Raw genomic sequence first — 26,067 nt, 5'->3', positions numbered from 1 at the left:
TACTCAGCAACTTCGGCATAAAAGGCATTGTAATCCATCACAGTTCCTCGATTCGAATGATGTAGTCGTTTCCAAATGTAATCGAATGACTCGTCGAGCAATGAACCTTTCTAAGGTGAAGGATCTCTTAATTATCGACTCAACAACTATTACGGTTGGAAAAACACGTCTTCCTTGGGCGGTCTACCACGGTGAGCGTATTTCATATGTAAGGTATCAGAAAAAAATAAAAGCCGCTCCGTTAAGGAACGACTTTATCAAGGTCTCTTTGCTTTGGGTCAAAGGCAAATGCTTGCCATTATCATAGGAATAAGTTCATCATAACCCAAAGTATTCCTATGGTAGCAATGGGAACTTTCACTTGAATGCGAATGTTCAATTCCATTGGGACGTTCACCTCTTTGAAGAGGCAGGATTCAGAGCTACTGTTGCCTCTTGACAAGACATGTTGGGTCTGTCCTCTTCGCCACTTCATTGCAAGCACTTATATTATAGCATATATTCATATGAAACTACTGATTTTCACTTACTTTGAAAATATATCCATAGTAGTGCGATTTACCATTGTTAATGAATGTTTGAATATCGTTTTTTGGGATATTTAATATTTCTGTGGCATCTGCATTGATTGAAACACAATATCTATTCCTTCATATGTTGCAACTATTTTTTTCATGCTTTCCCACCTCTGTACTTATGTATTGAAATGAAAGTGTAAAGCAGTTTTCAAACTTTATTTTTTTGAATATTAACATTAAAATTTTTACTTATATAGCAAAATATATAAATTAGATATATGGAAGTAATTTGCTATTATCCGTCGAATATTGGTACATTAGAGGTGATATTATGAGCAGTAAAGGTTTGAAATTTCCAACTTTATTAATTAATCATTTAATCGACAAAGGAGCGAAAGAAGATGTAAGATTGGTTGAAGAAAAATGTTTAAATAGGAAATTGTTTAAGTATCTAGGTGAAAAATACGCTCTTCCAAATTTAACAGACTTTGCTGTTAAACCACAAACAGAAAAATATCTTGAAGAATGGTTTAACACATACAATGGCAATGATTACAGACGTAAGTTCAATGTTAAAAATAACGGTCTGAACTTATTGATAGCTGCGTTAATATTTTCTTAATTATTACTAACCGTCAGTGACCAACACTTACGGTTTATTTTTGTCCTGTGAAATTTCTTATCACACATATAACAAAACCGTAACCAGTGATGGTATTTTTCGTCTTATTTTGCAGGATTTTTGAAATATATTGGTGAATATTGTTATTGAAGTAAATTAAGGAGGCGATTCACGTTGGGGAAAATTTATAAAGCTGTAAAAGTAAGAGACTTACACGACAATGGTCCAATTGGCCAATTTGAAGCGTTGCTTAATGAAGAAGCAAATGATGGTTGGGAGTTTCATAGTTTAGTACCTCAACCATATGAAGGTTCTACTGATAACAACGTTGCTATCTTCTTTCAAGAAGTAGAAAATGAAGAATAGAAGCCAATTATATGCAAATGCTTGAAGCACTGAAATTGAGAAAAGAATAGGGCGACAAGCCGTGTGATCATCCACATTTGGTTAAAGAATATCATCTTGGCACACAAACTGGCGACAAAATTTGCGTTCAATGTGGTTTGTCCACTAGTCCAGATTATTTCAAAAGTAAAAAGTAACACTTCACCAATCGCCACTGCTTGGTCAATGGCGGTTGTTTTTTATTTCGTAACTTTTGTATCATCTTGCAGAAAAATAGCACCACATGTCGAATATTAGTAACTGGAGGTGATATTATGACTCTTGAGGAAAGATTGGATTTTATAGAATTTCGCCAAGAATTACTATTTGAAAACAGCGAATATTCTAGATTACTATTTGAATACAAAGTAACGAGGGAACAAACTCGTGCTATTGCAGACCTTTTTCAAGAATATCGAGATATGATCGACGCTGGCGAAAAGGTTTTTCATGGATCTTTTGAGCAAAGAGTGTATGACACTGTACCTCAATGCAATCATGATTACCATTTTGCTGAATTTTTAGCGCAAACGAACCATAAACAAGGTAGCTGGGAAGAAGTTTTTGAAACGCTTTACGGTGATATGCAAAAGTACAAATTTTATATGGAAAACAAAGACTGAAGTACAGAAACATCCTTTCGGGGGTGTTTTTTTAGTAATTGGTTTTCGTGCTTACATTAACACTTCATATAAACCGTCCTCGGTGAGGAACCATGCTTCTTGAACCCCGCCGAGGGTGTCAACATTGTTTATGACCTTTCTTCCATATCAATTTTCGCTAACATCATACGTGCATTGCTATGTTCAATCCATAAACGTTCATACTCTCTAGGCAAACGTAAAGAGTATGAACGGTAATATCTTCAAGATACACAATACCAGTTGCTTTAAGAAAGTGATTGAAAATATCGTTATAACCTTTCAATGTCCGTTCACGATAGCCATTCAGTTTCATTTGATGCTGAATCATTACTAATGCCTTTTCAGAAGACATTCCTTTTGAAATTTGCTGTTCCTGCTTCGGTTTCAATAATTCCGTTTTTATTGAAACATCGAATACCTTTTTTTCTTAGCCAAAACAAAAAACCTCCCAAAATGATATTTGGAAGTTGATTTTCTATGTAACGATTTTTTGAGGATTTTTAACTAAGGTTAAAATACTGTTAGTTATCCCTAAAACTATCAAACCGTTGTGGTTATTGAATTTTTCAAAGCATCAATGGCGTCCCAGGAGAGATTCGAACTCCCGACCGACGGCTTAGAAGGCCGTTGCTCTATCCTGCTGAGCTACTGGGACAAAATAAAAAGCGGGTGATGAGAATCGAACTCACGACATCAGCTTGGAAGGCTGAGGTTTTACCACTAAACTACACCCGCATATTAAAGAATGAAATTTTGCTTGGAGCATTTTGTTTCAATCACTTGCGACGCTTATAAATATACAGCATAATCAACTTCAAGTCAACAGTTTCCAATAAAAAAATTATATTTTTTCTTTCAATCGAACAAAACCAAGCCAACCTATCTTATCGGTTGGAAGTTGGCTTTTAACTCATTGAAGTATATTGACATTATACAGTTTGGCATTAGGTTAAGCAATCATGTATTTAATGTCATGAACCATTATATTTACATCTAGATTAATCGCTTCGACATTTTTGACGCTTTCTTGCAAACTGCCTTAAGACCTAAATATATCTTCATTTAATTTTATGAACCCATTTCGCCTGGCCACTAATCCCTCTTTTTCTTGTCATCCTCTCTTTGGATACAACTTTTCACTTCACTCTTCCTCTTTTCTTGTCACCATCTCTCTTTGGGTACCACTTTTACCGATTCCCTTCTCACTTTCTTGCTTCCAAATCTCTCCTTTTCAAAAAAAGCGCCCCGCGATAAACTCGCTGAACGCCTCTTCTGTCGGTTTTCCGTTTAAATCTAATCTTACCCCTTTACCACTCGTTCAAATTGCTCTGATAGCTCTGGATACTCAGCTCCGTCGATTGTATGGAAGGTCACACGAATGTTTGCTTCATCCACCTCACAAATAACATAGGTTTGCGTCCGAGCTGGACGAAACGGAAGTCGAATACTGCCTGGGTTAATATAGACGATCCCATTTTCAGCAAATGCTGTGGCAATATGAGAATGGCCAAAGCAGACGAGTTCAGCTCCGACCTCTTCTGCCCGATAAGTTAAATTAGTGGCCGTCATTTTGACATTATAGAGGTGGCCATGTGTAACGTATAGTTTTACTGGTCCTAGCTGTTCCAATACCTCTTCTGGGAAGTCTTCACCGTAATCACAATTTCCTCGTACGACAATCATATCCTTTAAGACAGCGTCAGTTCCTTGTAATTCAGAATCACCGCAGTGGATCATATAATCGACCTCTTCTTTATGTCTGTCGATGATCGGCTTTAATTCACCTTGCCAGCTATGGCTATCGCTTAAAATTAAAAATTTCATCCACTTACGCTCCTCTCCTAATGCCCTTTTCAACTATCCTTTTAGCAAATGCTGATTTTCCTTTAATGCTTCAATCGCTTTCGCCCGATGACTAATTTTATTTTTTTCACTAGGCTCGAGCTCAGCCATCGTTACCCCTTTTTCAGGTACAAAGAAAATGGGATCATACCCAAATCCACCGTGACCTTTTGGCTCCTCTGTGATAATCCCTTCACAATCACCTTCAAAAAAATATGACTTTCCTGTTGGAAAAGCGAGAGCTAATGTGCAATGGAAACGAGCTGTCCTTTTATCAATTGGAACACCCTTTAGTTCCAGCAAAACTTTTTCAAGGTTGGCACGATCATCTTTTCCCTCTCCAGCGTAACGAGCGGAATAGACACCAGGTTCTCCCCCTAAAGCATCAACGATTAAACCAGAGTCATCTGCTAAAACGGGTAGTTGAAATTCTTTGGCGATTACACTTGCTTTTTTTAAAGCATTTTCTTGAAAAGTTTCTCCATCTTCTACAATATCAGGGATTTCTGGATAATCAAGTAAGGTTTTAACCTCGATACCGTCTTCAGAAAAAATGGAAGCAAGCTCTTTCGCTTTCCCCTGATTTTTGGTTGCGATAATTAATGTTTGTGCCATTTATTTCCCCTCTTTTTTCGCTGCTAAAATAAGCTGACTAATTTCTTCTCCTAATGCTTCTTTTTGAATGAGGAAAAGCTGTTCAATCCCTTCCTCTGCATAATCTAATAATTGATTAAACTGTTGTCTTGAGAACGTTGCTTCTTCTCCTGTTCCTTGTACTTCCACAAATTGATGGGCTCCTGTCATCACGACATTCATATCCACTTCAGCCGTCGCATCCTCTTCATAACATAAATCTAATAACACCTCTGATTCAGAATTAACCCCAACTGAAACCGCTGCAAGAAAATCTTTTACCGGCCATGCTTTTAATTTACCTTCTTCTTTTAATTTATGAATCGCTAGTGATAAAGCGATAAACGCACCTGTAATGGAGGCTGTTCTCGTTCCTCCATCTGCCTGAATGACGTCACAATCAATCCATAATGTTCGTTCCCCTAACTTCCCAAGGTCAATGACTGAGCGTAATGCTCGTCCAATAAGACGCTGAATCTCCATCGTCCGTCCTGTTACTTTTCCTTTTGTTGACTCCCTCATATTCCGTTGTTCTGTCGCTCTTGGGAGCATCGAGTATTCTGCGGTAATCCACCCTTTACCCTGTCCTCTCATAAATGGTGGAACCCGGTCTTCAATACTGGCTGTGCAAATGACCTTTGTTTGTCCCATTGATATAAGTACAGACCCTTCTGCATGCATCGTATAGTTCAATTCCAACTTTACAGGTCTAATTTGATTTGATTTTCTTTCATCCGTTCTCATAATATCCTCCTTGAGCGGGTTTACTTATCGAACCCTAAACAACCTACTTTTACTTTCATTAAAAAGGGAAAAAGAGGTAGCATCTGCTCCTCTTTATCTTTTTCCTATATCATTATAAAGAATTTTAGCTTTAACAGCAATTTGTTCATCATTTTATTTCCAATAGATAAGACTTAGTATTTACCTGTATTGATATCTTTTGGTCTTGTTATAGTTTCAACAACTTCACCAGATTCCATCATGACTTCCTCATTACCTTCCACTAATAGAGCTACTTCCTCAACCCCCTCTTGTTCAGTTAATGTTAAAGCGAGCATGTTCAGGACCGTTTCAGAAACAGCCGTTGTTTCGATCCCAGTTAACAGCTCCTCACTAAAATTTAAGGTCACGATCCCATCCTGAAAAATAGGTTCATCCAATAATGTCGCCCCACGGATATCGGATAATAAGTGATAACTCGTATTAGGCAGTGGTCCTGATAATAGTTCCTCTACAGCTACTTGATAGGGATTATCCAAACCAATCGCAACACTTCTCGTCACAGGAACATAGTAAGTATATTCGCCATTATCACCTAAAAAATAAAGGGTAACACTTTCTGAATTCACGAGATTAACAAGACCCGCGGTTTCCAAATTGATACCATCTTTACGACTTACCCCTTCACCAATTGGTGTGCTTTGGTGTGGCATCACCTTTTGCTCATAGCCATTAATTTGGATTTTGACACTTTCAACCGTTTCAAACTGAGTCAAAGTCCACGTAATCGCCTCAACGATTTCCCGTTCCATATTCGGATCATATTCCCTAAATTCTTCTGAGAAATTAGCTGTCGCCACTCCGTCTTTTAAGTTGACATTCATTTCCGTTCCAGGAGGTAATACCGCTTTAAAACCACTTGGCAACAATTCTGTTACCGGTCCACCTTCCACTAAATATTCAAGTGATTGCTGGAGAACTTCAATGTTTTTTGGCACCATAATCGTTTGTGGAACAACTAGTCCGTTTTGATCAAATAAATAAACTTCTCGCTCAACCAAATCCGCTACTGCTTCATCGACACCATCTTCTGGTGAATCGCCATCCTTCTCTTCATTTTGCTCTTCTTCATCATCCGCTTCACCTGGATCGTCTTCATCTAAATCGAGTTCATCCTCATCTTCTACATATTGGACCGGCGGAGCATCCATATCATTCATCGCATCATCTGATCCCGAAGAACAAGCTGTAGCCGTTAACGCCACAAATAAAAGCACAGGGACCCCTCTACGTAACATTTTGCGCATTGTTTTCCCTCCTTAGATAGTTTGTACTTTTATGTATACGAGCTTATTTCCAGAATAGACCTACCTATGCAAATCTTTTTTAATTCTTAAAGACAAAATGAATGAGCGTTGTTCCCTAAAGGAGAGAAGTTCTAAAGAAATCAACTGATGTAATGAAGTCGCTTTAGTGAATTCAGTTGTATTTCCATATTGATTTGCTTTCCCTCTCTTATTCATATGCTTTTGACTTTATTGACGCTCTATGATTCCCTTTACGGCTCTTGTTCATATGCTTCCGACTTCATTGTCGCTCTATGATTCCCTTTACGGCTCTTGTTCATATGCTTCCGACTTCATTGTCGCTCTATGATTCCCTTTACGGCTCTGATTCATATGCTTTTGGCATCATTGATGACCTATGATTCCCTTTACGGCTCTTGTTCATATGCTTTTGACTTCATTGACACTCTATGATTCCCTTTACGACTCTGATTCACTTGCTTCCGACTTCATTGTCGCTCTATGATTCCCTTTACGGCTCTGATTCATATGCTTTTGGCATCATTGATGACCTATGATTCCCTTTACAGCTCTTGTTCATATGCTTTTGGCATCATTGATGACCTCTGATTCCCTTTACGGCTCTGATTCATATGCTTTTGACTTCATTGACACTCTATGATTCCCTTTACTCCTCTGATCCACTTGCTTCCGACTTCATTGACGCTCTATGATTCCCTTTACGGCTCTTATTCATATGCTTCCGACTTCATTGTCGCTCTATGATTCCCTTTACGGCTCTGATTCATATGCTTTTGGCATCATTGATGACCTATGATTCCCTTTACGGCTCTTGTTCATATGCTTTTGACTTCATTGACACTCTATGATTCCCTTTACGACTCTGATTCATATGCTTTTGGCATCATTGACACTCTATGATTCCCTTTACGACTCTGATTCATATGCTTTTGGCATCATTGACACTCTATGATTCCCTTTACGGCTCTGATTCACTTGCTTCCGACATCATTGATGACCTATGATTCCCTTCCCCACTCTTCCTTACGTTCTTTTGACTTCATTCGTCTCTTTTGAATCGGCTCTTGCTCGTCAAAACCGCACAAAAAAACTGCTAAAAAATTCAGCAGTTCCATTCCTTTTCCGCTCTATTTAATCTACGAGTTGCATATGCCGAACACATTCCACATTCATTTCAAGCCATTGATCGGCAAGGCGTTTAAATTGTGCAGCCCCTCCTGTTGTGTAAAAACGATGTTTAGGAACTCGTTTCCCTGTATAGAGCAAACCTTGATAATATAATAAACTACTTACTTCACGGGCCGTTTCTTCGCCTGATGAAATTAATCGCACCTCTTGACCAACCGCTTCTTGAATCGGCTCTTTTAATAACGGGTAATGGGTACAGCCTAAAATCAGCGTATCAAATTTTTTCCCTTTTAAGGAACTTAACGTACGGTTCACAACCTCAGTTGCTGTCTCTCCTCTAAAAATCCCGCTTTCAACTAAAGGAACAAACGCTGGACAGGCTAAACTTTCAATTTCAATCTGACTATTAATCGCCATTAATTCTTTTTCATACGCTTGGCTTTTAATCGTTCCCTCTGTTCCGATAATCGCAACATGATCATTTTGAGTTACTTTTAAGGCACTGACCGCACCTGGATGCACGACCCCAATTGTCGGGATCGTTAACGTTTCACTCACTTCATTTAATACAACCGCCGCTGCCGTATTACAAGCAATCACGAGCATTTTGATTCCTTCATCGACAAGGCGATTAATCATTTGCCATGTAAACTCACGTACTTCTTCAGGGGTTCTAGGTCCATATGGACATCTTGCCGAATCGCCTATATAAATAATTTCTTCCTTTGGTAGCTGTCTTAATAATTCCTTCGCTACCGTTAAACCACCTAAGCCGGAGTCAATGACACCAATCGGTTTATTCAATCTACTTCCCTCAATTTCTAAGAATCTCTTTGTTGCTATTGTTTTACTCTAGAGCGTTTCATTTCTTCGTAAAGGCCTCGTAAATTTTTCTCAAATGAATCAACATCCTCTGACGAAAAATTATGAAGAATTTCTTTTAAATAATCCTGTCTTTGTACAATCACTTCATCAATAATTTCTTTGCCTTTATTTAATAAATGAATTCGTACGACTCGACGGTCATTTTGATCACGCACTCTTTCAACCAACTCATTCTTTTCCATTCGATCAATTAAGTCGGTCGTAGTGCTGAAGGCTAAATACATTCTTCCGGATAAATCACCAATCGTCATATCTCCCTTTTCACTTAACCATTGTAAGGCGATAAATTGTGGTGGCGTAATTGGAAATTGAGTAAGAATCTCCCGTCCTTTTTGTTTAATCATTTGTGCTACCATTCGTAAAGAACGTTCGATTTCTATAACCTGCTGCTCCTCCAAATACCGCACCTCCCTATTATTGTGTATGCTCCTTATGTATAAACGAAATTCGACCTTATTCTACTTTTATTTTAAAAAATAAAATGATTTATATTTATTTTCGCTTTTTTCGACTAAAAGATCAAGATCAAAAGAAAACTCGTCAACTAACCGCCTAGAATAGAGCATCACTACGGGAAGGAGGTTTTTCCTATTACACTCTGCCATCCACTTTCGTTCCAATACATATAATGAAAGCCGGTGACATTTTACGAGTAAAATGTCACCGGCTCTTCATATCAGAGGAGGGTTTTGTCCCAGCCATCTAGTGATTATGGTAAAAATCGAGTTCTTACCTCTTGCTCTATTTCTTCCGATGTATCAAAAGCTAATAAACTTGTGACCCATTCGGCTGCTTCTTGTTTAGACAACCCAAGCAATTGGTTTCGAGCTGGCAAAATAGATGTCGCACTCATACTAAATTCATCAAGACCAAGTCCTAATAAAATTGGAATCGCGACTTCATCCCCTGCCATTTCTCCACACATACCAACCCATTTACCATCTTGATGAGCAACTTCGATCACATTTTTAATTAGACGAATAATTGCTGGATGATATGGTTGATATAAATAAGAAACACGTTCATTCATTCGATCAGCCGCAAGCGTATATTGAATAAGGTCATTTGTTCCAATACTAAAGAAATCAACCTCTTTTACAAAACGATCCGCTGCCGCAGCTGTTGATGGAATTTCGACCATGATTCCAATTTCAATAGAATCCGAAACTTCAATTCCTTCTGCAATAAGCTTGTCCTTTTCTTCTTGAAGAATGACTTTAGCTTGCCTTAATTCTTCCATAGCTGCGATCATCGGAAACATAATTTTTAAATTTCCAAATGAACTAGCACGTAATAGGGCTCTTAATTGAACTCTAAACATATCAGGCATCTCTAAACAAAGACGGACAGCACGCAAGCCTAAAAATGGGTTCATTTCTTCCGGTAAATCTAGGTATGGAAGCTCTTTATCTCCACCAATATCTAACGTACGGATAACAACCGGCTTTCCTTCCATCTTCTCAAGAACCGTTTTGTATGCCTCATACTGTTCTTCTTCAGATGGTAATTCATCACGGCCCATATAAAGAAATTCGGTACGGAAAAGTCCAACACCTTCTGCTCCGTTTTTCAATACGCCTTCTAAATCATTAGTTGTCCCAATATTCGCCGCTAATTCAACGTGGGCACCATCAGAAGTTAACGTCTTTTCATTGACGAGCTTTTTCCATTCTTCTTTTTCTTTCAGGAAAGAAGCTCTTTTTTCTTCATATTGTTTGATTTCATTAGCTGTCGGGTTCAAAATAACCGTTCCATCCATTCCATCAACAATAATCGTCATCCCATTTACGATTTGTTCGGTAATTTTTTTTGTACCTACAACCGCTGGAATTTCTAAAGAACGAGACATAATCGCAGAGTGAGATGTACGTCCTCCAATATTCGTTGCAAATCCTTTGACATACTCAGGATTAATTTGGGCTGTATCGGATGGAGTCAAATCATGAGCAATAACAATGGTTTCTTCGGTAATTGTCGCAAGCGAAGCCGCTTCAAAACCATATAAATGGCTTAATACGCGCGTTTTCACATCATAAATGTCAGCAGCACGTTCTTTCATATATTCATTATCCATATTTTCAAACATTGTAATGAACATCGTTGCTACTTCATTTAATGCATAACCGGCATTGGTTTGCTCTGTTCGAATTTTATCCTTAACCGCATCAACTAATTCTGGATCTGCCAAAACTAAAAGGTGAGCAGCAAAAATCTCTGCTTTATCCGCTCCCAGTTTCGCTTCTGTCTCATCCTTAATTTTTGAAAGCTCTTGCTTTGAGATGGCAAGAGCTTCATCAAATCGTGTTACCTCGTCTTCCACATTTTCTACCTTTGATGCCACAATATCAAATGTTGGTTCTTCATGTAAAAAAGCTTTTGCTATCGCAACACCTTGTGCGGCAGCCACTCCTTGTAAGACGGTGGAACTACTCATTACTCTCCAAGACCCTCCTTGATGATTCCCTCTAGACCATTAAGTGCATCTTGGGCATCTGAGCCTTCTGCTTTAATTGTCACTTCTGCACCTTTGGCTACACCTAGAGACATTACACCCATAATTGATTTTAAGTTTACTGATTTCCCTTTATATTCTAGGGTAATATCTGATGAATACTGACCTGCTTTGTTTACTAATTGTGTTGCGGGACGAGCGTGAATTCCTGTTTCTGCTGTGATTTTGAATGTTTTTTCTGCCATTTGACATCAACCTCTCTTTTTTAAGTTCATATAATACCGATAAAAGTTTCATCGATACTTATTGACATAATCATTACAAGGACTACAGATTTTATTGTGGATAAAAAGATCAGAGCTTGTTTGTAAGTTGAGCTAATATCCTTAGAAGCCTCTCTTATACAGTACCCTGTACGTACTACATATACACCTCTAAAACTACGTCTAAAGTCACACACTAAAATAAAGAGATGTTATTATTTATCATATTTATCCATAAAAACAAAAATCATGCTTTTAAATGTTGTTAAAAAACCTGTCAATCCAAGTAAAGTATATCATGGTTATTTATGAACTCCAATATGTATATACAAGATTTTTTTTTCATCTCTGCATTATATTATCTAAAGGATCTCTGACCGTCAAGAATAAAGGTTCACGTATTTGAAGGTGTTTTTTTCCAAATTCAACTCATTCTCCATCATTCCGGTGGCGTTTCTTGGCTTATTCTTCACAGCAAGCCCACCCAACCCAAAAAAGGAAAGTTTAATAGGTTATCTCCCTTTTTGAAAATTTTTCTAAAACAGTAGCACACGTCTTTTCACTTTCACATATACTATGATGACTAAAACCCTTCAACTATGGGAGTTGAGTAACCCACATTCGCTCTTAGCCCGAGCAAGAAGGAGTGAACTCATGAAAGGAGCAGAATTTGGACCTAAACCTTTACTTACAAAAAGGGAGCGAGAAGTATTTGAACTGCTCGTTCAGGACAAAACAACTAAGGAAATTGCACAGCAACTTTTCATAAGTGAAAAGACGGTACGAAACCATATTTCGAATACAATGCAAAAGTTGGGGGTTAAGGGGCGCTCTCAAGCAGTTATTGAACTAATAAGACTAGGTGAACTTCAAATTTAGACACTCAGCTTTTTAAGTGAGGATAAATTGTTGTGTGCCTAAGATAAAAGAGCCGACCTGTGTTATTACACAAGTCGGCCCTTCTATTTATCTCGTATTATGCGTTTATCCAAAGAAGTTTTTGAATGATTGTAAAGTAGTGGAACGGTTCAATGCCGCAATCGAAGTTGTTAACGGAATTCCTTTTGGACAAGCTTGAACACAGTTTTGCGAGTTCCCACAATTTGCAAGCCCACCTTCACCCATTAGTTCTTCTAAACGCTCAGCTGCGTTCATTTCACCAGTTGGATGTGCGTTAAACAAACGTACTTGAGAGAGTGGAGCTGGCCCGATAAAATCAGATTTACTGTTCACATTTGGACATGCTTCTAAACAAACGCCACAAGTCATACATTTTGATAATTCATAAGCCCATTGACGTTTTGATTCAGCCATACGAGGTCCTGGCCCTAAATCGTATGTTCCATCAATTGGAATCCAAGCTTTTACCTTTTTGAGTGAATCAAACATACGTGAACGGTCAACCATCAAGTCCCGAACAACAGGGAAAGTTTTCATAGGTTCTAGAGTAATCGGTTGTGTTAATTGATCAACTAAAGCTGTACATGATTGACGTGGCTTACCGTTAATCACCATTGAACATGCTCCACATACCTCTTCTAAACAGTTCATATCCCATGCGACCGGAGTTGTTTTTTCCCCTTTGGAATTAATCGGGTTACGACGAATTTCCATTAAAGCCGAGATAACATTCATATTGGGACGATAGTCTAAGACAAACTCCTCTTCATATGGAGCACTATTTTGATCATCTTGACGGACAATTTTAAACGTTACTTGTTTTTCACTCATGATTTAGCAGCTCCTTGTTTCTTTTGCGAATAATCACGTTTACGAGGCTTGATTAAAGAAGTATCGACTTCTTCATACTCAAAATCTGGTGCCTTCGTTGTTGGATTAAATGTCGCTTTAGTTGTTTTTAAGAACTCTTCATCATTACGCTCTGGGAAGTCTGGTTTGTAATGAGCTCCACGACTTTCATTACGGTTATAGGCACCTAATGTAATAACACGTGCTAAGTTAAGCATTCCTTCTAATTGACGAGTAAATGATGCCCCTTGATTGCTCCATCTTGCCGTATCGTTAATGTTAATATTTTGGTAACGTTCCATTAACTCTTGGATTTTCTCGTCTGTTTTTAATAATTTATCATTGTAACGTACAACGGTAACATTATCTGTCATCCACTCACCAAGTTCCTTGTGAAGACTGTACGCATTTTCTGTTCCATCCATTTTCAAGATGCTATCAAATTTGTCTTGTTCTTTTTTCAATTCACGTTCAAAGACACTTGAGGCAACTGAATCTGTTGTTTTCTCTAACCCATTAATGTATTCAATCGCATTTGGTCCAGCAACCATTCCACCATAAATCGCGGATAGAAGGGAATTGGCACCTAAACGGTTCCCACCGTGTTGTGAGTAATCACACTCACCAGCCGCAAATAAACCAGGGATATTGGTCATTTGGTTATAATCAATCCACATACCACCCATTGAGTAGTGAACAGCTGGGAAGATTTTCATTGGAACTTTACGAGGATCATCACCCATGAATTTTTCATAGATTTCGATGATTCCACCTAATTTAATATCCAGTTCTTTTGGATCCTTGTGAGATAAATCAAGGTATACCATGTTCTCACCATTAATTCCAAGCTTATCATCCACACATACGGAGAAAATCTCACGTGTTGCGATATCACGAGGTACAAGGTTTCCGTAAGCCGGATATTTTTCCTCTAAGAAATACCATGGTTTACCATCTTTATACGTCCATACTCGTCCACCTTCACCACGAGCCGATTCACTCATAAGTCGTAATTTATCATCACCAGGAATTGCTGTTGGGTGAATTTGAATAAACTCACCATTTGCATAGGAAACACCTTGTTCATATAATTTAGCAGCCGCATAACCTGTATTAATAACAGAGTTTGTCGATTTACCAAAAATAATTCCAGGACCACCTGTTGCCATAATAACAGCGTCTCCAGCAAAATGACGGATTTCAGATGTGTGAAGATTTTGGGCCGTAATCCCACGACAGGTACCCTCATCATCCACAATCGCAGAAGTGAATTCCCAACCTTCATATTTCGTTACAATCCCACTTGCCTCATAACGACGCACTTGTTCATCCAAAGCGTAAAGGAGCTGTTGACCAGTCGTAGCCCCAGCAAATGCTGTACGGTGATGTTGCGTACCACCGAAACGACGGAAATCAAGTAACCCTTCAGGCGTTCGATTAAACATTACACCCATCCGGTCCATTAAGTGAATGATTCCAGGAGCTGCCTCTGTCATCGCTTTAACAGGTGGTTGGTTCGCTAAGAAATCTCCACCATAAACTGTATCATCAAAGTGTTCCCAAGGTGAATCTCCTTCACCCTTTGTATTGACCGCACCATTGATTCCTCCCTGCGCACAGACAGAGTGAGAACGTTTCACAGGTACAAGGGAAAATAGATCTACAGGTACACCTTTTTCTGCTGCTTTAATTGCTGCCATAAGACCGGCTAGTCCACCGCCGACAACAATAATTCTGCCTTTACTCATCTATACCCTCTCCTTAAATGTTTGCTAATTCTGGATTAATAAATGCTAAGATGGCACGAATACCAACGAATGTTAATGCAAAGAAAATCGCCATCGTCGCATATGTAGCAATTCGTTGTGAACGTGGTGTAACGGTAATTCCCCAGGAAACTAAGAATGACCAAATTCCGTTAGCTAAGTGGAATGTTGCTGAAACGACACCAAGAATATAAAATGCGAGCATAAATGGTGAACTTAAAATGTCAGCCATCATATCGTAGTTTACTTCTACCCCAAGTGCTGCTTGGAAGCGCGTTTCGTATACATGCCAAGCAATAAAGATTAATAAAAATACACCCGTAAAACGTTGTAGCATGAACATCCAGTTTCTAAATGTACTATAACGTTGAACATTGTTTTTTGCTGTAAATGCAATATAGATACCATAAATTCCATGATACAAAATTGGAATAAAGATAATAAAAAGTTCTAACGCGTATCTAAACGGTAAGCTCTCCATAAAATGTGATGCTTGGTTAAATGCACTTGCACCACGCGTAGCGAAATGATTGACAACTAAATGCTGCACTAGGAAAATCCCAATTGGAATTACTCCTAACAAGGAATGCAGCCGACGATTAAAATATTCTTGATTTCCAGCCATACCTTTTCCCCCCACATAAATTAATGTTTCCTATCCTGCTTGTCTTTTGGTTCCATCTACACTTTTCTCTCGTATAAATATGTACCTCCCTAAAACATACAGCATGCCATCACGTTTTTTGCTTTCATGAATCTTTTAGTAAGATTCTGTGAATAAAATCCGACAAATTAATTGTACTCCCATCAGATCATGTCGTCAAGAAAACGTATACATACTTTTTGTAATATTTATAGGAAATCTCCATACCTAATTTATCAGATAATTCGGCAGTTTGAAAGCGTTAAATAGCATTTTTATAAATAATTTCCGCTTTTTACTGGATTTATTTTAACAATGGAATTTATCTCATTTCTTTGAATTTAATCCTCCCCTTACTTCTCCTAACCCGTAATTATTTTCGCGGTATATTATCATACTTTTCTTAATTTTATTTCAATATTAAAACCTTACTTAAATAAGTTAGGAAATACCTAATTTTATTAGTCCAAAAACGCTTAGCTGAAAGTTAATTTACGTCCTTCACGTTGATTGAAGATTTTACATAATTTGACGTCATCCAATCTAGAGATAATTCTCCTGATTCTATGTATAATAAGAAACGGAGAGGGTGGTTTGATGGAACAAGAATCAACAAATGAATCAACTTTATTTGATTACGATTTAATCAGAAATGACTTGCTGCACGAACTCTTAGGGACGGAGCATGATCAAATTCTCTATTGGGGCGGAAAGTCATTAGCACGAAAACATGTCTTACATACTATAGATGAAATCATTCATTTTTTTGAAAACGCAGGTTGGGGCACATTGGAAATTCAAAAAAATAAGGCCCAAGCGAAAACATTGGAATTACACGGTCATTGGATGGGTAAAAAAGATGCTCGTTGCTATCAGCTTGAAGCAGGCTTTTTAGCCCAACAAATTGAACAAATGCAACAACAAATAACGGAAGCCACATATGAAAAGAAACGAAAACAAGTGACCTTCCAAATCCATTCTGATAAATACGATCGCAGCGAGCTCGATTAATGTTATTACAAAACAGACCACTGTGAGGACGAACGTTCTCATTCAGTGGTCATTCTTTTTTATATAGCCGGCTCAACTAATTCTTCTGCTAATTTAAATGCTTCATGTAATACTTCAACAGCTAGAACCATATCATCTTCTGAAACAACGGTTGATACTTTGATTTCTGACGTACTTACCATTTTTATAGCAATTCCTTCTTCTGCTAACACATCAAACATTTGAGCGGCTACTCCAGGATTAGATACCATACCTGAGCCGACAATCGAAACTTTCGCCAATCCTGTTTCATACTGAACATTCTCATACTTTAATTCATTTTGAGCCTTTTCTAACGCGACTAAAGTATCTTTTAATGTGGATTGAGTGACCGTAAAGGAAATCGTCACATGCTCGGCATCCGTTTCATTTTGAACAATAATATCAACATTAATAAAATGTTTTGATAACGTGCTAAATAGCTTAGCTAATGTATTCATTTCATTCGGTAACCCCGCTACCGTTACTTTGGTTACATCATTTTCAAACGCAATCCCTCTAACAATCAATCCTTTTTCCACCGATACTTCCTCCTCAATCAAAGTTCCTTCTTCTTCCACCATACTTGAAGCTACCATTAAAGGAACATCATAATTTTTTGCAAATTCAACCGCTCTTGGATGTAAAACTCCCGCCCCAAGTTGAGCCATTTCCAACATTTCATCATAAGAAATCGAATGAAGCTTCCGAGCCGTCTTCACATAACGTGGATCCGTTGTATAAACCCCTGTTACATCCGTATAAATTTCACATCGTTCAGCCTCTAATGCAGCAGCTAGGGCCACAGCGGTCGTATCCGAGCCACCTCTCCCAAGGGTTGTAATCTGAGCATCTTGGGTGAAGCCTTGGAAGCCAGCCACAATGACCACTTTCCCTAGCCTTAATTCGGTTTCCATTCTCGCTGTGTCAATATGAGCAATTTGAGCATTTCCATGATGGCTATCTGTTTGAATTCCAGCTTGCCATCCAGTAAACGATGTTGCCTCTATCCCTCTTTGCTGTAACGCCATCGTCAACAAGGAGATCGTTACTTGCTCCCCTGTCGATAACAACATATCCATTTCTCGTTTGCTTGGATTATCTGTTAACTCATTTGCTAATTGTAAAAGTTGATCGGTTGATTTTCCCATTGCCGATACAACGACAACAAGTTCTTCCCCTTTTCTTTGGACTTGCTCAATTCTTTTGGCAACATGTTGAATTCTCTCTACGGTTCCAACGGATGTGCCTCCATATTTTTGTACGATTCTTGCCAAATTCATTCATCCTCTCTCTTTTCACACGAAAAAGGCTTTGTTGGACGGACAATAAAAAAAGCAACCTAAAGGAAAATACCTTCACGTTGCTTGTCATACATAGCCGTACCACACTGCTCCCTTTATCCACGTGAGATAGTTCTCCACATAACCTTGGGTGTAGTTATGTGACAGCCTTATGTCTCTTAAGCATAAGTCCAGCATAAAAGAAAATGAGTTCCTTTTACACTTCGGCGAATTCCCCTTTTAAGTTCCTTCCTCAGACCTCATTATCCTCTGAAACTCTACTATTGGTTTTCGCGCCTCTACCATCACTCCTTAATAAAGAAGTATGGCTTATTTAATTAGTTAAAATTTTAGCAAATTTCTATTGCTTTAGCAAGGTAAAAATTTAGCTTTCTTTTGAATCTTCTTTTTCATGTAAAGCTTGATAAATACTTTCTGCGACAACTTGTGGAATTCCACCTAACGCTAACTCCTCCACTGTTGCTTCTTTCATTTTCTTTAGGGACCCAAAATGTTTTAAAAGTTTATTTTTTCGTTTCTCACCAACCCCAGGAATATCATCTAGCACTGATTGGAAAAATGATTTTGAACGCGTTTGCCGATGAAAACTTAAAGCAAAACGGTGAACCTCATCTTGAATACGTTGTAAAAGGTAAAATTCATGACTGTCTCTTTTTAATGGCACAATTGTCGGAGGATCGCCGATTAACAATTGGGACGTACGATGCTTTTCATCCTTCGCAAGCCCACATACAGGAATATTCAAATTAAGTTCATTTTCCAATACATCTTGAGCGGCTGCAATATGACCTCGCCCTCCATCAATAACAATCAAATCCGGAAACGGAAGCTTTTCACGTAGCAAGCGTAAATACCTTCTCCTCACCACTTCACGCATGGAGGCATAATCATCTGGCCCAACAACGGTCTTAATTTTATATTTACGATAATCTTTCCGACTCGGTTTCCCATCAATAAATGAGATCATAGCTGAAACAGGATCGGTTCCTTGAATATTTGAGTTATCAAAGGCTTCAATTCGATAGGGCGGTTTAATTTGTAACGCTTGTCCTAAACGCTCCACCGCTTTGACTGTACGTTCCTCATCACGCTCAATTAAAGCAAACTTGTCTTTTAAAGAAACTCTTGCATTTTCACTCGCTAATTCAAGCAAGTCTTTCTTTTTTCCTTTTTTCGGTACACTCACTCTCACTTCTAAAAAAGTCTCTAAAAGCTCTGCATCAATAATATCGGGGACAAGAATTTCCTTTGGTTTAATATGCTCTTTTTTGCTATAAAACTGAGCAATGAATGTCAGAATATCCTCTTGTGCGTCTTTATAAAATGGAAAAATCGAGACATCTCGCTCAATCAACTTCCCTTGACGTACGAAGAAAACTTGAACACACATCCAACCTTTATCATAGGAAAAGCCAAACACATCGCGATCAACGCGGTCATTGATCGTCATTTTTTGTTTCTCCATTACGGTTTCCATATAAGCAAGCGTATCCCGTAACTCCTTCGCCCGTTCAAAATTTAATTCCTCTGAAGCCTGCATCATTTTTTCAGTAATTTGTTGTTTCACTTCATCATGACCAGAGCGAAGAAATTTTGTAATATTTTGGACGAGCTCTTGGTTTGTTTCTTTTGGTACATCGTATACACAAGGTGCCAAACACTGACCAATATGAAAATAAAGGCAGACTTTATCAGGTAGCGTCCGACATTTTCTCAACGGGTACAAACGATCAAGCATTTTTTTTGTTTCATTAGCAGCTCCTGCATTAGGATAAGGACCAAAATATTTCCCCCCATCCTTTTTGACCTGCCTCGTCGTAATAAGACGGGGATGCTCCTCATTTGTAATTTTTAAATAGGGATAAGATTTATCATCCTTTAGCATAACGTTGTATTTAGGATCATGCTTTTTAATTAAGTTTAATTCTAAAATCAGGGCCTCAATATTTGATGAGGTCACGATATATTCAAAATCAGTAATCTCACTAACAAGCCGCTGTGTTTTCCCATCATGCGAACCAGTAAAATAAGATCGAACTCGATTTTTGAGCACTTTTGCTTTACCAACATAAATGATCGTGCCTTGCTCGTCTTTCATCAGATAACAGCCAGGCTGATCAGGTAAAATTGCTAGCTTCTCTTTTAATTGGCTCATATCCTTCTCCCACTTTCTAATGACTATTCCTTTAAGTTTACCATGTATTTCAAGGATTTGCTTTGATTTGAGAAAGGGGCAATTGAACTTAAAAATAGCAAAAAGCCCCACATCAAAAAATGCGGGGCTAACAACACCTTTTAATTATAGGTGCTTGTTGATTAATTCTGCTAGAGCTTCTTTAGGTTGGAAACCAACTGTTTGGTCAACCACTTCACCGTTTTTAAATACAAGTAAAGTTGGGATGCTCATGACGCTGTATTTACCAGCTGTTTGTTGGTTTTCATCTACATCTAATTTCACAATTTTTGCTGTATCGCCAATTTCAGCATCTAATTCTTCAAGTACTGGTGCAATCATTTTACAAGGTCCACACCAAGGTGCCCAGAAATCCACTAAAACGACACCATCACTCGTTTCATTTGCAAACGTTTGATCCGTTACATTAACAATAGCCATTTTATATAGCCTCCTTCATTCAAAACAAATTCTTTTTACATGATGATTATAACACTAACAATTAGCGTGTGGCGAATGAGATGCTTACTTTTTTATTTTAACCTTTCTATCCACAAATCATGTTACCTTTTACGTAAGCTACCGGGTTAATATCTCTTTAAATGCTTTTGTTAATAAAGGCACGACTTCAAACAAATCTCCAACGATTCCATAATCAGCTATTTCAAAAATGGGGGCATCAGGGTCTTTATTGATGGCAACGATTGTTTTAGACTGTGACATGCCAGCTAAATGTTGAATCGCTCCAGAAATTCCAACGGCAAAATATATCGTTGGTGTCACGACCTTTCCTGTTTGACCAATTTGTAACCCATAATCGCAATAACCAGCATCACAAGCGGCACGAGAAGCTCCGACTGCCCCTCCTAAAAGGGTAGCGAGTTCTTTTAAAGGGGCAAAGCCTTCTGCACTTTTTACCCCTCTTCCGCCCGCAACGACAATTTTCGCTGCACTTAAATCTACTTGTCCGCTCATCTTTTGTGCCGCCTCTTTCACAACGGTTCGGAGTTCTTTTATATCCACTTTTAAATCAACAATGTTCGTACACCTATTTTTCTTCAATGGTTGATGTCGTTTTTTAAAATTATTTGGTCGAATAGTTAAAAAGGAAGGCATCGTGGAGACACTCTTTTTTTCAAACGCTTTTCCAGAATAAATCGGTCGTATAAATAAGGTTTCTTGTTCGTGCTGTTCAAACGAGGTAATATCAGATATAAGTCCAGCACCGAGTTTCATCGCAACGCGCGGTGACAAATCCTTTCCAAGTGCAGTATGCCCCATAATGACCGTACATGGTTTTTCTTCGGCAATAATTTGTAACAAGGCTTGGCGATACGCATCAGTCGTATATTCCTTCAAATGAGGATGAGAAACATGGACAACCTTCGTGGCACCATATGCAAATAGCTCTTTTGATAAATCGCTTACATTAGAACCTAAAAGGGCAGCAATGACTTCTCCACCTTCCTTCATTAATTGATTAGCAACCGCTAAAGCCTCAAAACTCACTTCACGTATCGCCCCATTTCTTACCTCTACAAGAACTAATGGCTTATTGACCATACAAAGCCCCCCTAAACCTGCTTCACCAAATTACCTAACAGTTTCACTAACTGGCTAACCTGGTCTTTCGTTTCCCCTTTCAATACCTTTCCTTTTTCCTTTGGTGTTGGTGTATATTGGAGATGTGTTTTCGTTCTTGCTTCCACCACTTCTATATCTAATAACAAATCATCGAGTGTAATTTCCTCAATCATTTTCTTTTTTGCTTTCATAATGCCCGGTAAGGTAGGGTATCTTGGTTCATTCAACCCTTGTTGAGCCGTGACTAAAATCGGTAATTCGCTCACCAACGTAACTTCATCCCCTTCTACATCTCGAACGACTGTTACCATACCTTTATCTATCGTAAGTGCTATTATAGCTGTAGCTTGTTGGAGACCTAATTGTTCCGCTAACCTTGGTCCGACCTGCCCTGTCCCTCCGTCAACTGTCATATTGCCACCTATAATTAAATCTGCTTTTTTATCAGCTAAATAAGCAGCTAGTAAGGTCGCTGTGGAATGAGCATCCACTTCTTCGACTTCTTTTGCTTCTATGAGAACAGCATGATCGGCTCCCATCGCTAAAGCCGTTCTTAGTTGTGTTTTAGCACCTTCATGACCAACAGTGACAACAGTAACCTCGCCACCGTGTTTACTTTTTTGTATTAAAGCTTCCTCAATCGCATATTCATCATATGGGTTCATGATCATTTTCCCTTCATCATATACAACCTTTCCATCTACAACTTGAACCCTTTCTTCTGTATCAAGAGTTGATTTTAATAAAACGAAAATTCTCATGGTTCCCCCCTATTGACATATCGTCTTACTTATGACTATTCAATTATTCGTCATTTATGAATTTAGCTTTACAAGTTAAGAAAACTCGGCGATTGAGAAGCCAAAGACGATGCGTTTATTTTTATTTCTCTTATGCTAGTATCTATTTCTCCTTCACTGCCCAGTTTCTCATAGGGCCAATAATTCGGTTCTCATAAAAAGAAACAGGAAGATTTATGCCTCCCTGTTTGCCTCCACTTTCTCTTTTTCCATTTTGTTCTGTTCTTCCTCAATTAGTACACGACGAAGAACTTTACCGATCAAAGTCTTTGGTAACTCTTCTCTAAACTCATAAATACGAGGAACTTTGTAAGCGGCAAGATGTTTTCGGCAATGTTCATCTAATTCTTTTTCGGTTGGATTACATCCGTCTTTTTTAACAACAAAAGCCTTCACCGTTTCGCCACGGTACTCATCTGCCACACCGATAATCGCCACATCTCCTACAGCCTCGTGTTCAAATAATACCTCCTCAATTTCACGCGGATAAATATTAAAACCACCAGCGATAATCATATCCTTTTTCCGATCGACAATATAAAAGAACCCTTCTTCATCCATATAACCCATATCACCAGTTAAAAGCCAATCACCTAAGAATGTCTTTTCGGTTTCTACCGGATGATTCCAATACCCTTTCATCACTTGTGGTCCTCGTACAGCTACTTCCCCGACTTCCTTCACATCTGCATGCTCTCCATCAGGTTTTATAATCGCCACTTCTGTATCTGGCCAAGGCACTCCAATGCTTCCACTTTTTCTCTTACCCCAAATAAGATTAGCTAAGGCAACAGGTGCCGTTTCAGTCAATCCATAACCTTCAACTAATTTTCCACCCGTTACTTTCTCAAATTTTTCTTGTGTATCAAGTGGTAAGGCAGCAGCCCCACTTATACAAGCCTTTATCGATGATAAATCATAATTATCTTTTGTTGAGTCAAGCAGGATGGCTCGATACATGGTAGGAGCACCTGGAAAGAGAGTGACCTTTTGTTTATCGATTGTTTTTAACACGTCCTTGACATTAAACCTCGGCAAAAGAACACTTGTAAAACCATTCATAACAGCTAAGTTCATAACAACGGTCATCCCATAAACATGGAAAAATGGTAAGGCCGCAAGCATTTTTTCTTTGCCTTCCTCCACATTATAAATCCAGCTCTTACATTGGAACGTATTTACGTATAAATTACGATGGGTTAACATTACCCCTTTCGCTAGCCCTGTTGTACCTCCTGTGTACTGAATAAGAGCTAAGTCTTCTTCTGGATTAAGCGTCACGTCAACCTTGTTCTCACTTCCAGCTTTTAACCACGGGACAAATTCCAGCGTTTGCTCATCATACTCAATACTTGTTAAAGTAGGGTTCTGTTTTTTCTGGACAAATGGGTAAAGTAAATTTTTGGGGAACGGTAAATAATCTTTTATCCCTGTTACAATCACATGTTCCAAAGATGTTCTTGATCGAACTTTTTGAACCCTTGGAAACACGAGATCTAAACAAATCATTACCTTTGCACCAGAATCGGTCATTTGGTGTTCCAATTCTCTTTCCACATACAGTGGGTTCGTCTGGACGACAATGGCACCGGTCATTAACGCCCCATAATAACTAATCATCGATTGAGGACAATTCGCGAGCATGATTGCCACACGGTCACCTTTTTTTACACCTAATGAGATTAATTGATTGGCACACTTTTTTGCTTGTACATAAAGCTCTTCAAAAGTTAATTTTTTACCAAGAAAATGAATGGCTTCTACACTAGGAAACTTTGTTGCCGTTCTTTCTAAACACTCGTGTAATGAAATGTTTTCATACTCTAGTGTTTTAGGTATTTCTTCTGGATATTGAGCAAGCCAACGTTTATCAGTCGTAAGCATTTCGTCCTCCTTTCAAAGATCATAACAAAGTCTGTTCTATTTCTATTTTATTGCAAACGCTTTCAGAAATGAATAACTTAAATGAACTTTTCTGAATTTTCGTTCGACATCAATAGACAGACCATTCTGTCATATGACAAAATACGACAAAATCCATTCGTTTTTCTCATGATTCTACATGTTATGTGCCCAATTTATTATATTCTTGCAAGCTTCGACATTTACTAAAGCGAGAGCCGTCATTAAATAAAAAGGGCTGTCTCAAAAATCATGAAAATGACCTTTGAAGGTTTAGCCCCTTTATGGCTCTTTTTCGACTGCTTCGGGCTTCATTGACATCCTTTGATTCCCTCTGCGGCTCTTATTCAATCGCTTTGGCTTCATTGATGGCCTTTGATTCCCTTTGCGGCTCTTATTCAATCGCTTTGGCTTCATTGACTCCCTATGATTCCTTTTACGGCTCTTATTCAATCGCTTTGGCTTCATTGACCTCCTTTGATTCCCTTTGCGGCTCTTATTCAACTGCTTCTGGCTTCATTGACGTCCTTTGATTCCCTTTATGGCTCTTTTTCGACTGCTTCGGGCTTCATTGACGTCCTTTGATTCCCTCTGCGGCTCTTATTCAATCGCTTCGGACTTCATTGACACCCTTTGATTCCCTTCCCATCTCTTATTCAATGGCTTCCGCCTTCATTGCCCTCCTTTGATTCCCTTCCCGGCTCTTATTCAATGACTTCCGGCTTCATTGAGCCTTTTTCGACAAGTGAGGCACTTGTCGAACCTGAAATACACTAAGTTTTATTTTCTATCCAAAAAGATCAAAAAAATCGCTCTTGCTTTTAGAATGGCGTTACTACACCACAAACTAAAGATGAGCGATTTTTAGACATAATCAAAAGTCTACTTTCCAAGATTATAACAGGCACCAGCTCTATCTCCCTAGAGCGTACGGACAGATACACCTAAACATGAGACTTCAAGATTTATAAATGTAAAGGTTGGCCCTGTGCCCCAGCGTACGGGCTCTAGCGGCAGAACCAAAACCCACCAAGCTAATCTCAATCAAAAATATAGCAGTTTCTTCTCTTTAAGGGCTTTAGAACAGCACCTTTTAGCTTAGGCAATAAAAAAGATATAGACAAAACCAGCAATAAAAAATAGAACACAGCAGCCAATTAAAATTTTAATTAAATTTTCCACAATACAAACTCCTTACCTTTCCCCAACCGTCAGTATAACTTTGATAATCTCGCTACTGACTTATCAAAGTTCTGATTCATTCTCCGTTCCATACTATAACGCTATGATACTAGCCCCAACGACATAAGAGATGCCAACGGACAAAATAAAAGAAATCAAGCCGACCGCTTTGTTATTATTAGCAAGTTCTTCATCAACTTTAAAACTAGGACTTAAAAATTCAAAGATAAAATAACTGATTAGCATTAAAACAAATCCTAGGACACTCCAACCGAGCATCGTGAGAATACGGTCAGATTGTTCGATCGAATGCCGAAAAATATTAGCGACGCCAAAGATTTTTCCAGCCGTTGCTAAAGCGACAGCAACATTCCCTCTTTTTAGCTCTTCCCAATTGCTATAAGACGTCACTAATTCAAAAATAGATAAAAAGACGATAAGAGCTAGCATGGCAATGCTATAGTAGGCCACTGTCATCATAATTTCATTTTCTAAAAATAAATCCATTGCCCC

General features: G+C 38.5%; 24 protein-coding genes, 2 tRNA genes, 1 pseudogene and 1 riboswitch. Of the genes and pseudogenes, 6 read left to right on the top strand and 21 right to left on the bottom strand.

The window, feature by feature from the left end; genetic code table 11:
• Positions 1-61: 61 nt before the first annotated feature.
• From AA0017_RS02665 to AA0017_RS02650, 4 genes and pseudogenes are all read left to right on the top strand, one after another.
• Positions 62-199: pseudogene (locus AA0017_RS02665) on the top strand (IS4 family transposase); the annotation flags it as partial.
• A 650-nt stretch (positions 200-849) separates the two neighbouring features.
• Entirely contained in the window at positions 850-1,140 is a 291-nt protein-coding gene (locus AA0017_RS02660; protein ID WP_413379276.1) for a hypothetical protein, read from the top strand.
• A 174-nt stretch (positions 1,141-1,314) separates the two neighbouring features.
• Positions 1,315-1,506 carry a hypothetical protein gene (locus AA0017_RS02655; protein WP_413379274.1) on the top strand — a complete coding sequence of 64 codons (192 nt, stop codon included), beginning with the start codon at positions 1,315-1,317 and terminating at the stop codon, positions 1,504-1,506.
• Positions 1,507-1,799: 293 nt separating this feature from the next.
• Positions 1,800-2,147 (top strand): DUF1878 domain-containing protein, encoded by a 348-nt coding sequence (locus AA0017_RS02650; RefSeq protein WP_413379272.1) that lies wholly within the window; start codon positions 1,800-1,802, stop codon positions 2,145-2,147.
• A gap of 163 nt (positions 2,148-2,310) precedes the next feature.
• Here the strand turns inward: AA0017_RS02650 and AA0017_RS02645 are convergent, their stop codons facing one another.
• The 11 genes from AA0017_RS02645 to AA0017_RS02595 form a co-directional block, all read right to left on the bottom strand.
• The gene (locus AA0017_RS02645; RefSeq protein ID WP_413379270.1) at positions 2,311-2,556 is read right to left on the bottom strand and encodes a hypothetical protein; all 246 of its coding nucleotides are present in this window, start codon (positions 2,554-2,556) and stop codon (positions 2,311-2,313) included.
• 190 nt (positions 2,557-2,746) lie between these two features.
• A tRNA-Arg gene (locus AA0017_RS02640) sits at positions 2,747-2,823 on the bottom strand.
• Between the two features lie 9 nt (positions 2,824-2,832).
• A tRNA-Gly gene (locus tag AA0017_RS02635) sits at positions 2,833-2,903 on the bottom strand.
• A 564-nt stretch (positions 2,904-3,467) separates the two neighbouring features.
• Positions 3,468-3,992, bottom strand: a complete 525-nt coding sequence (locus AA0017_RS02630) for a metallophosphoesterase family protein (RefSeq protein WP_413379268.1) — start codon at positions 3,990-3,992, stop codon at positions 3,468-3,470.
• 33 nt (positions 3,993-4,025) lie between these two features.
• The gene (locus tag AA0017_RS02625; RefSeq protein WP_413379266.1) at positions 4,026-4,625 is read right to left on the bottom strand and encodes an XTP/dITP diphosphatase; all 600 of its coding nucleotides are present in this window, start codon (positions 4,623-4,625) and stop codon (positions 4,026-4,028) included.
• Positions 4,626-5,387: a ribonuclease PH gene (gene rph, locus AA0017_RS02620; protein ID WP_413379264.1), complete on the bottom strand. Its 762-nt coding sequence runs from the start codon at positions 5,385-5,387 to the stop codon at positions 4,626-4,628.
• A gap of 173 nt (positions 5,388-5,560) precedes the next feature.
• Complete coding sequence (locus tag AA0017_RS02615) at positions 5,561-6,673, bottom strand: GerMN domain-containing protein (RefSeq protein ID WP_413379262.1); 1,113 nt, start codon at positions 6,671-6,673, stop codon at positions 5,561-5,563.
• Positions 6,674-7,825: 1,152 nt separating this feature from the next.
• Entirely contained in the window at positions 7,826-8,626 is an 801-nt protein-coding gene (gene racE, locus AA0017_RS02610) for a glutamate racemase (protein WP_413379260.1), read from the bottom strand.
• Positions 8,627-8,661: 35 nt separating this feature from the next.
• On the bottom strand, positions 8,662-9,105 hold the full coding sequence (locus AA0017_RS02605) for a MarR family winged helix-turn-helix transcriptional regulator (protein ID WP_413379258.1): 444 nt from the start codon (positions 9,103-9,105) through the stop codon (positions 8,662-8,664).
• Between the two features lie 311 nt (positions 9,106-9,416).
• Complete coding sequence (gene ptsP / locus AA0017_RS02600) at positions 9,417-11,141, bottom strand: phosphoenolpyruvate--protein phosphotransferase (RefSeq protein WP_413379256.1); 1,725 nt, start codon at positions 11,139-11,141, stop codon at positions 9,417-9,419.
• Entirely contained in the window at positions 11,141-11,404 is a 264-nt protein-coding gene (locus tag AA0017_RS02595) for a phosphocarrier protein HPr (protein WP_413379254.1), read from the bottom strand. Before AA0017_RS02595 ends, ptsP begins: the two co-directional genes overlap by 1 nt.
• A 672-nt stretch (positions 11,405-12,076) precedes the next feature.
• Between AA0017_RS02595 and AA0017_RS02590 the strand changes: the two genes are divergently transcribed.
• The gene (locus AA0017_RS02590) at positions 12,077-12,301 is read left to right on the top strand and encodes a helix-turn-helix domain-containing protein (protein WP_003320958.1); all 225 of its coding nucleotides are present in this window, start codon (positions 12,077-12,079) and stop codon (positions 12,299-12,301) included.
• A 105-nt stretch (positions 12,302-12,406) separates the two neighbouring features.
• Here the strand turns inward: AA0017_RS02590 and sdhB are convergent, their stop codons facing one another.
• From sdhB to AA0017_RS02575, 3 genes are read right to left on the bottom strand one after another with little or no spacing between them, the layout of a single operon-like run.
• Positions 12,407-13,153, bottom strand: a complete 747-nt coding sequence (sdhB, locus tag AA0017_RS02585) for a succinate dehydrogenase iron-sulfur subunit (protein ID WP_413379252.1) — start codon at positions 13,151-13,153, stop codon at positions 12,407-12,409.
• Positions 13,150-14,919, bottom strand: coding sequence for a succinate dehydrogenase flavoprotein subunit (gene sdhA / locus AA0017_RS02580; protein ID WP_413379250.1), 1,770 nt, complete (start codon positions 14,917-14,919; stop codon positions 13,150-13,152). The genes sdhB and sdhA overlap by 4 nt, the downstream gene beginning before the upstream one ends.
• 13 nt (positions 14,920-14,932) lie before the next feature.
• Positions 14,933-15,562, bottom strand: a complete 630-nt coding sequence (locus tag AA0017_RS02575; protein ID WP_413379248.1) for a succinate dehydrogenase cytochrome b558 subunit — start codon at positions 15,560-15,562, stop codon at positions 14,933-14,935.
• Positions 15,563-16,177: 615 nt separating this feature from the next.
• On the opposite strand from AA0017_RS02575, the gene AA0017_RS02570 reads away from it, so the two are divergent.
• Positions 16,178-16,591: a DUF2507 domain-containing protein gene (locus AA0017_RS02570; RefSeq protein WP_413379246.1), complete on the top strand. Its 414-nt coding sequence runs from the start codon at positions 16,178-16,180 to the stop codon at positions 16,589-16,591.
• 59 nt (positions 16,592-16,650) lie between these two features.
• Here AA0017_RS02570 and AA0017_RS02565 read toward each other — a convergent pair whose 3' ends face one another.
• The 7 genes from AA0017_RS02565 to AA0017_RS02535 form a co-directional block, all read right to left on the bottom strand.
• The gene (locus AA0017_RS02565; protein ID WP_413379244.1) at positions 16,651-17,886 is read right to left on the bottom strand and encodes an aspartate kinase; all 1,236 of its coding nucleotides are present in this window, start codon (positions 17,884-17,886) and stop codon (positions 16,651-16,653) included.
• A 128-nt stretch (positions 17,887-18,014) separates the two neighbouring features.
• Positions 18,015-18,202, bottom strand: a riboswitch (Lysine riboswitch).
• Between the two features lie 75 nt (positions 18,203-18,277).
• Complete coding sequence (gene uvrC, locus AA0017_RS02560; protein ID WP_413379242.1) at positions 18,278-20,068, bottom strand: excinuclease ABC subunit UvrC; 1,791 nt, start codon at positions 20,066-20,068, stop codon at positions 18,278-18,280.
• Positions 20,069-20,212: 144 nt separating this feature from the next.
• Positions 20,213-20,527 (bottom strand): thioredoxin, encoded by a 315-nt coding sequence (gene trxA, locus AA0017_RS02555; protein ID WP_413379240.1) that lies wholly within the window; start codon positions 20,525-20,527, stop codon positions 20,213-20,215.
• A 138-nt stretch (positions 20,528-20,665) separates the two neighbouring features.
• Positions 20,666-21,649, bottom strand: coding sequence for an electron transfer flavoprotein subunit alpha/FixB family protein (locus tag AA0017_RS02550; protein ID WP_413379238.1), 984 nt, complete (start codon positions 21,647-21,649; stop codon positions 20,666-20,668).
• An 11-nt stretch (positions 21,650-21,660) separates the two neighbouring features.
• A complete protein-coding gene (locus tag AA0017_RS02545; protein WP_413379236.1) occupies positions 21,661-22,431 on the bottom strand; it encodes an electron transfer flavoprotein subunit beta/FixA family protein in 771 nt (256 codons plus the stop codon).
• Positions 22,432-22,644: 213 nt separating this feature from the next.
• Positions 22,645-24,354: a long-chain-fatty-acid--CoA ligase gene (locus AA0017_RS02540; RefSeq protein WP_413379234.1), complete on the bottom strand. Its 1,710-nt coding sequence runs from the start codon at positions 24,352-24,354 to the stop codon at positions 22,645-22,647.
• Positions 24,355-25,647: 1,293 nt separating this feature from the next.
• Positions 25,648-26,061, bottom strand: coding sequence for a DUF350 domain-containing protein (locus AA0017_RS02535; RefSeq protein WP_003324088.1), 414 nt, complete (start codon positions 26,059-26,061; stop codon positions 25,648-25,650).
• Between the last annotated feature and the right edge of the window lie 6 nt (positions 26,062-26,067).

It is taken from the genome of Alkalihalobacillus phoenicis (assembly GCF_047302405.1).
Lineage (GTDB): Bacteria > Bacillota > Bacilli > Bacillales > Bacillaceae_D > Alkalihalobacillus.
Note: the sequence above shows the minus strand (reverse complement) of the source record. Positions and strands in the feature narration are given on the sequence as shown.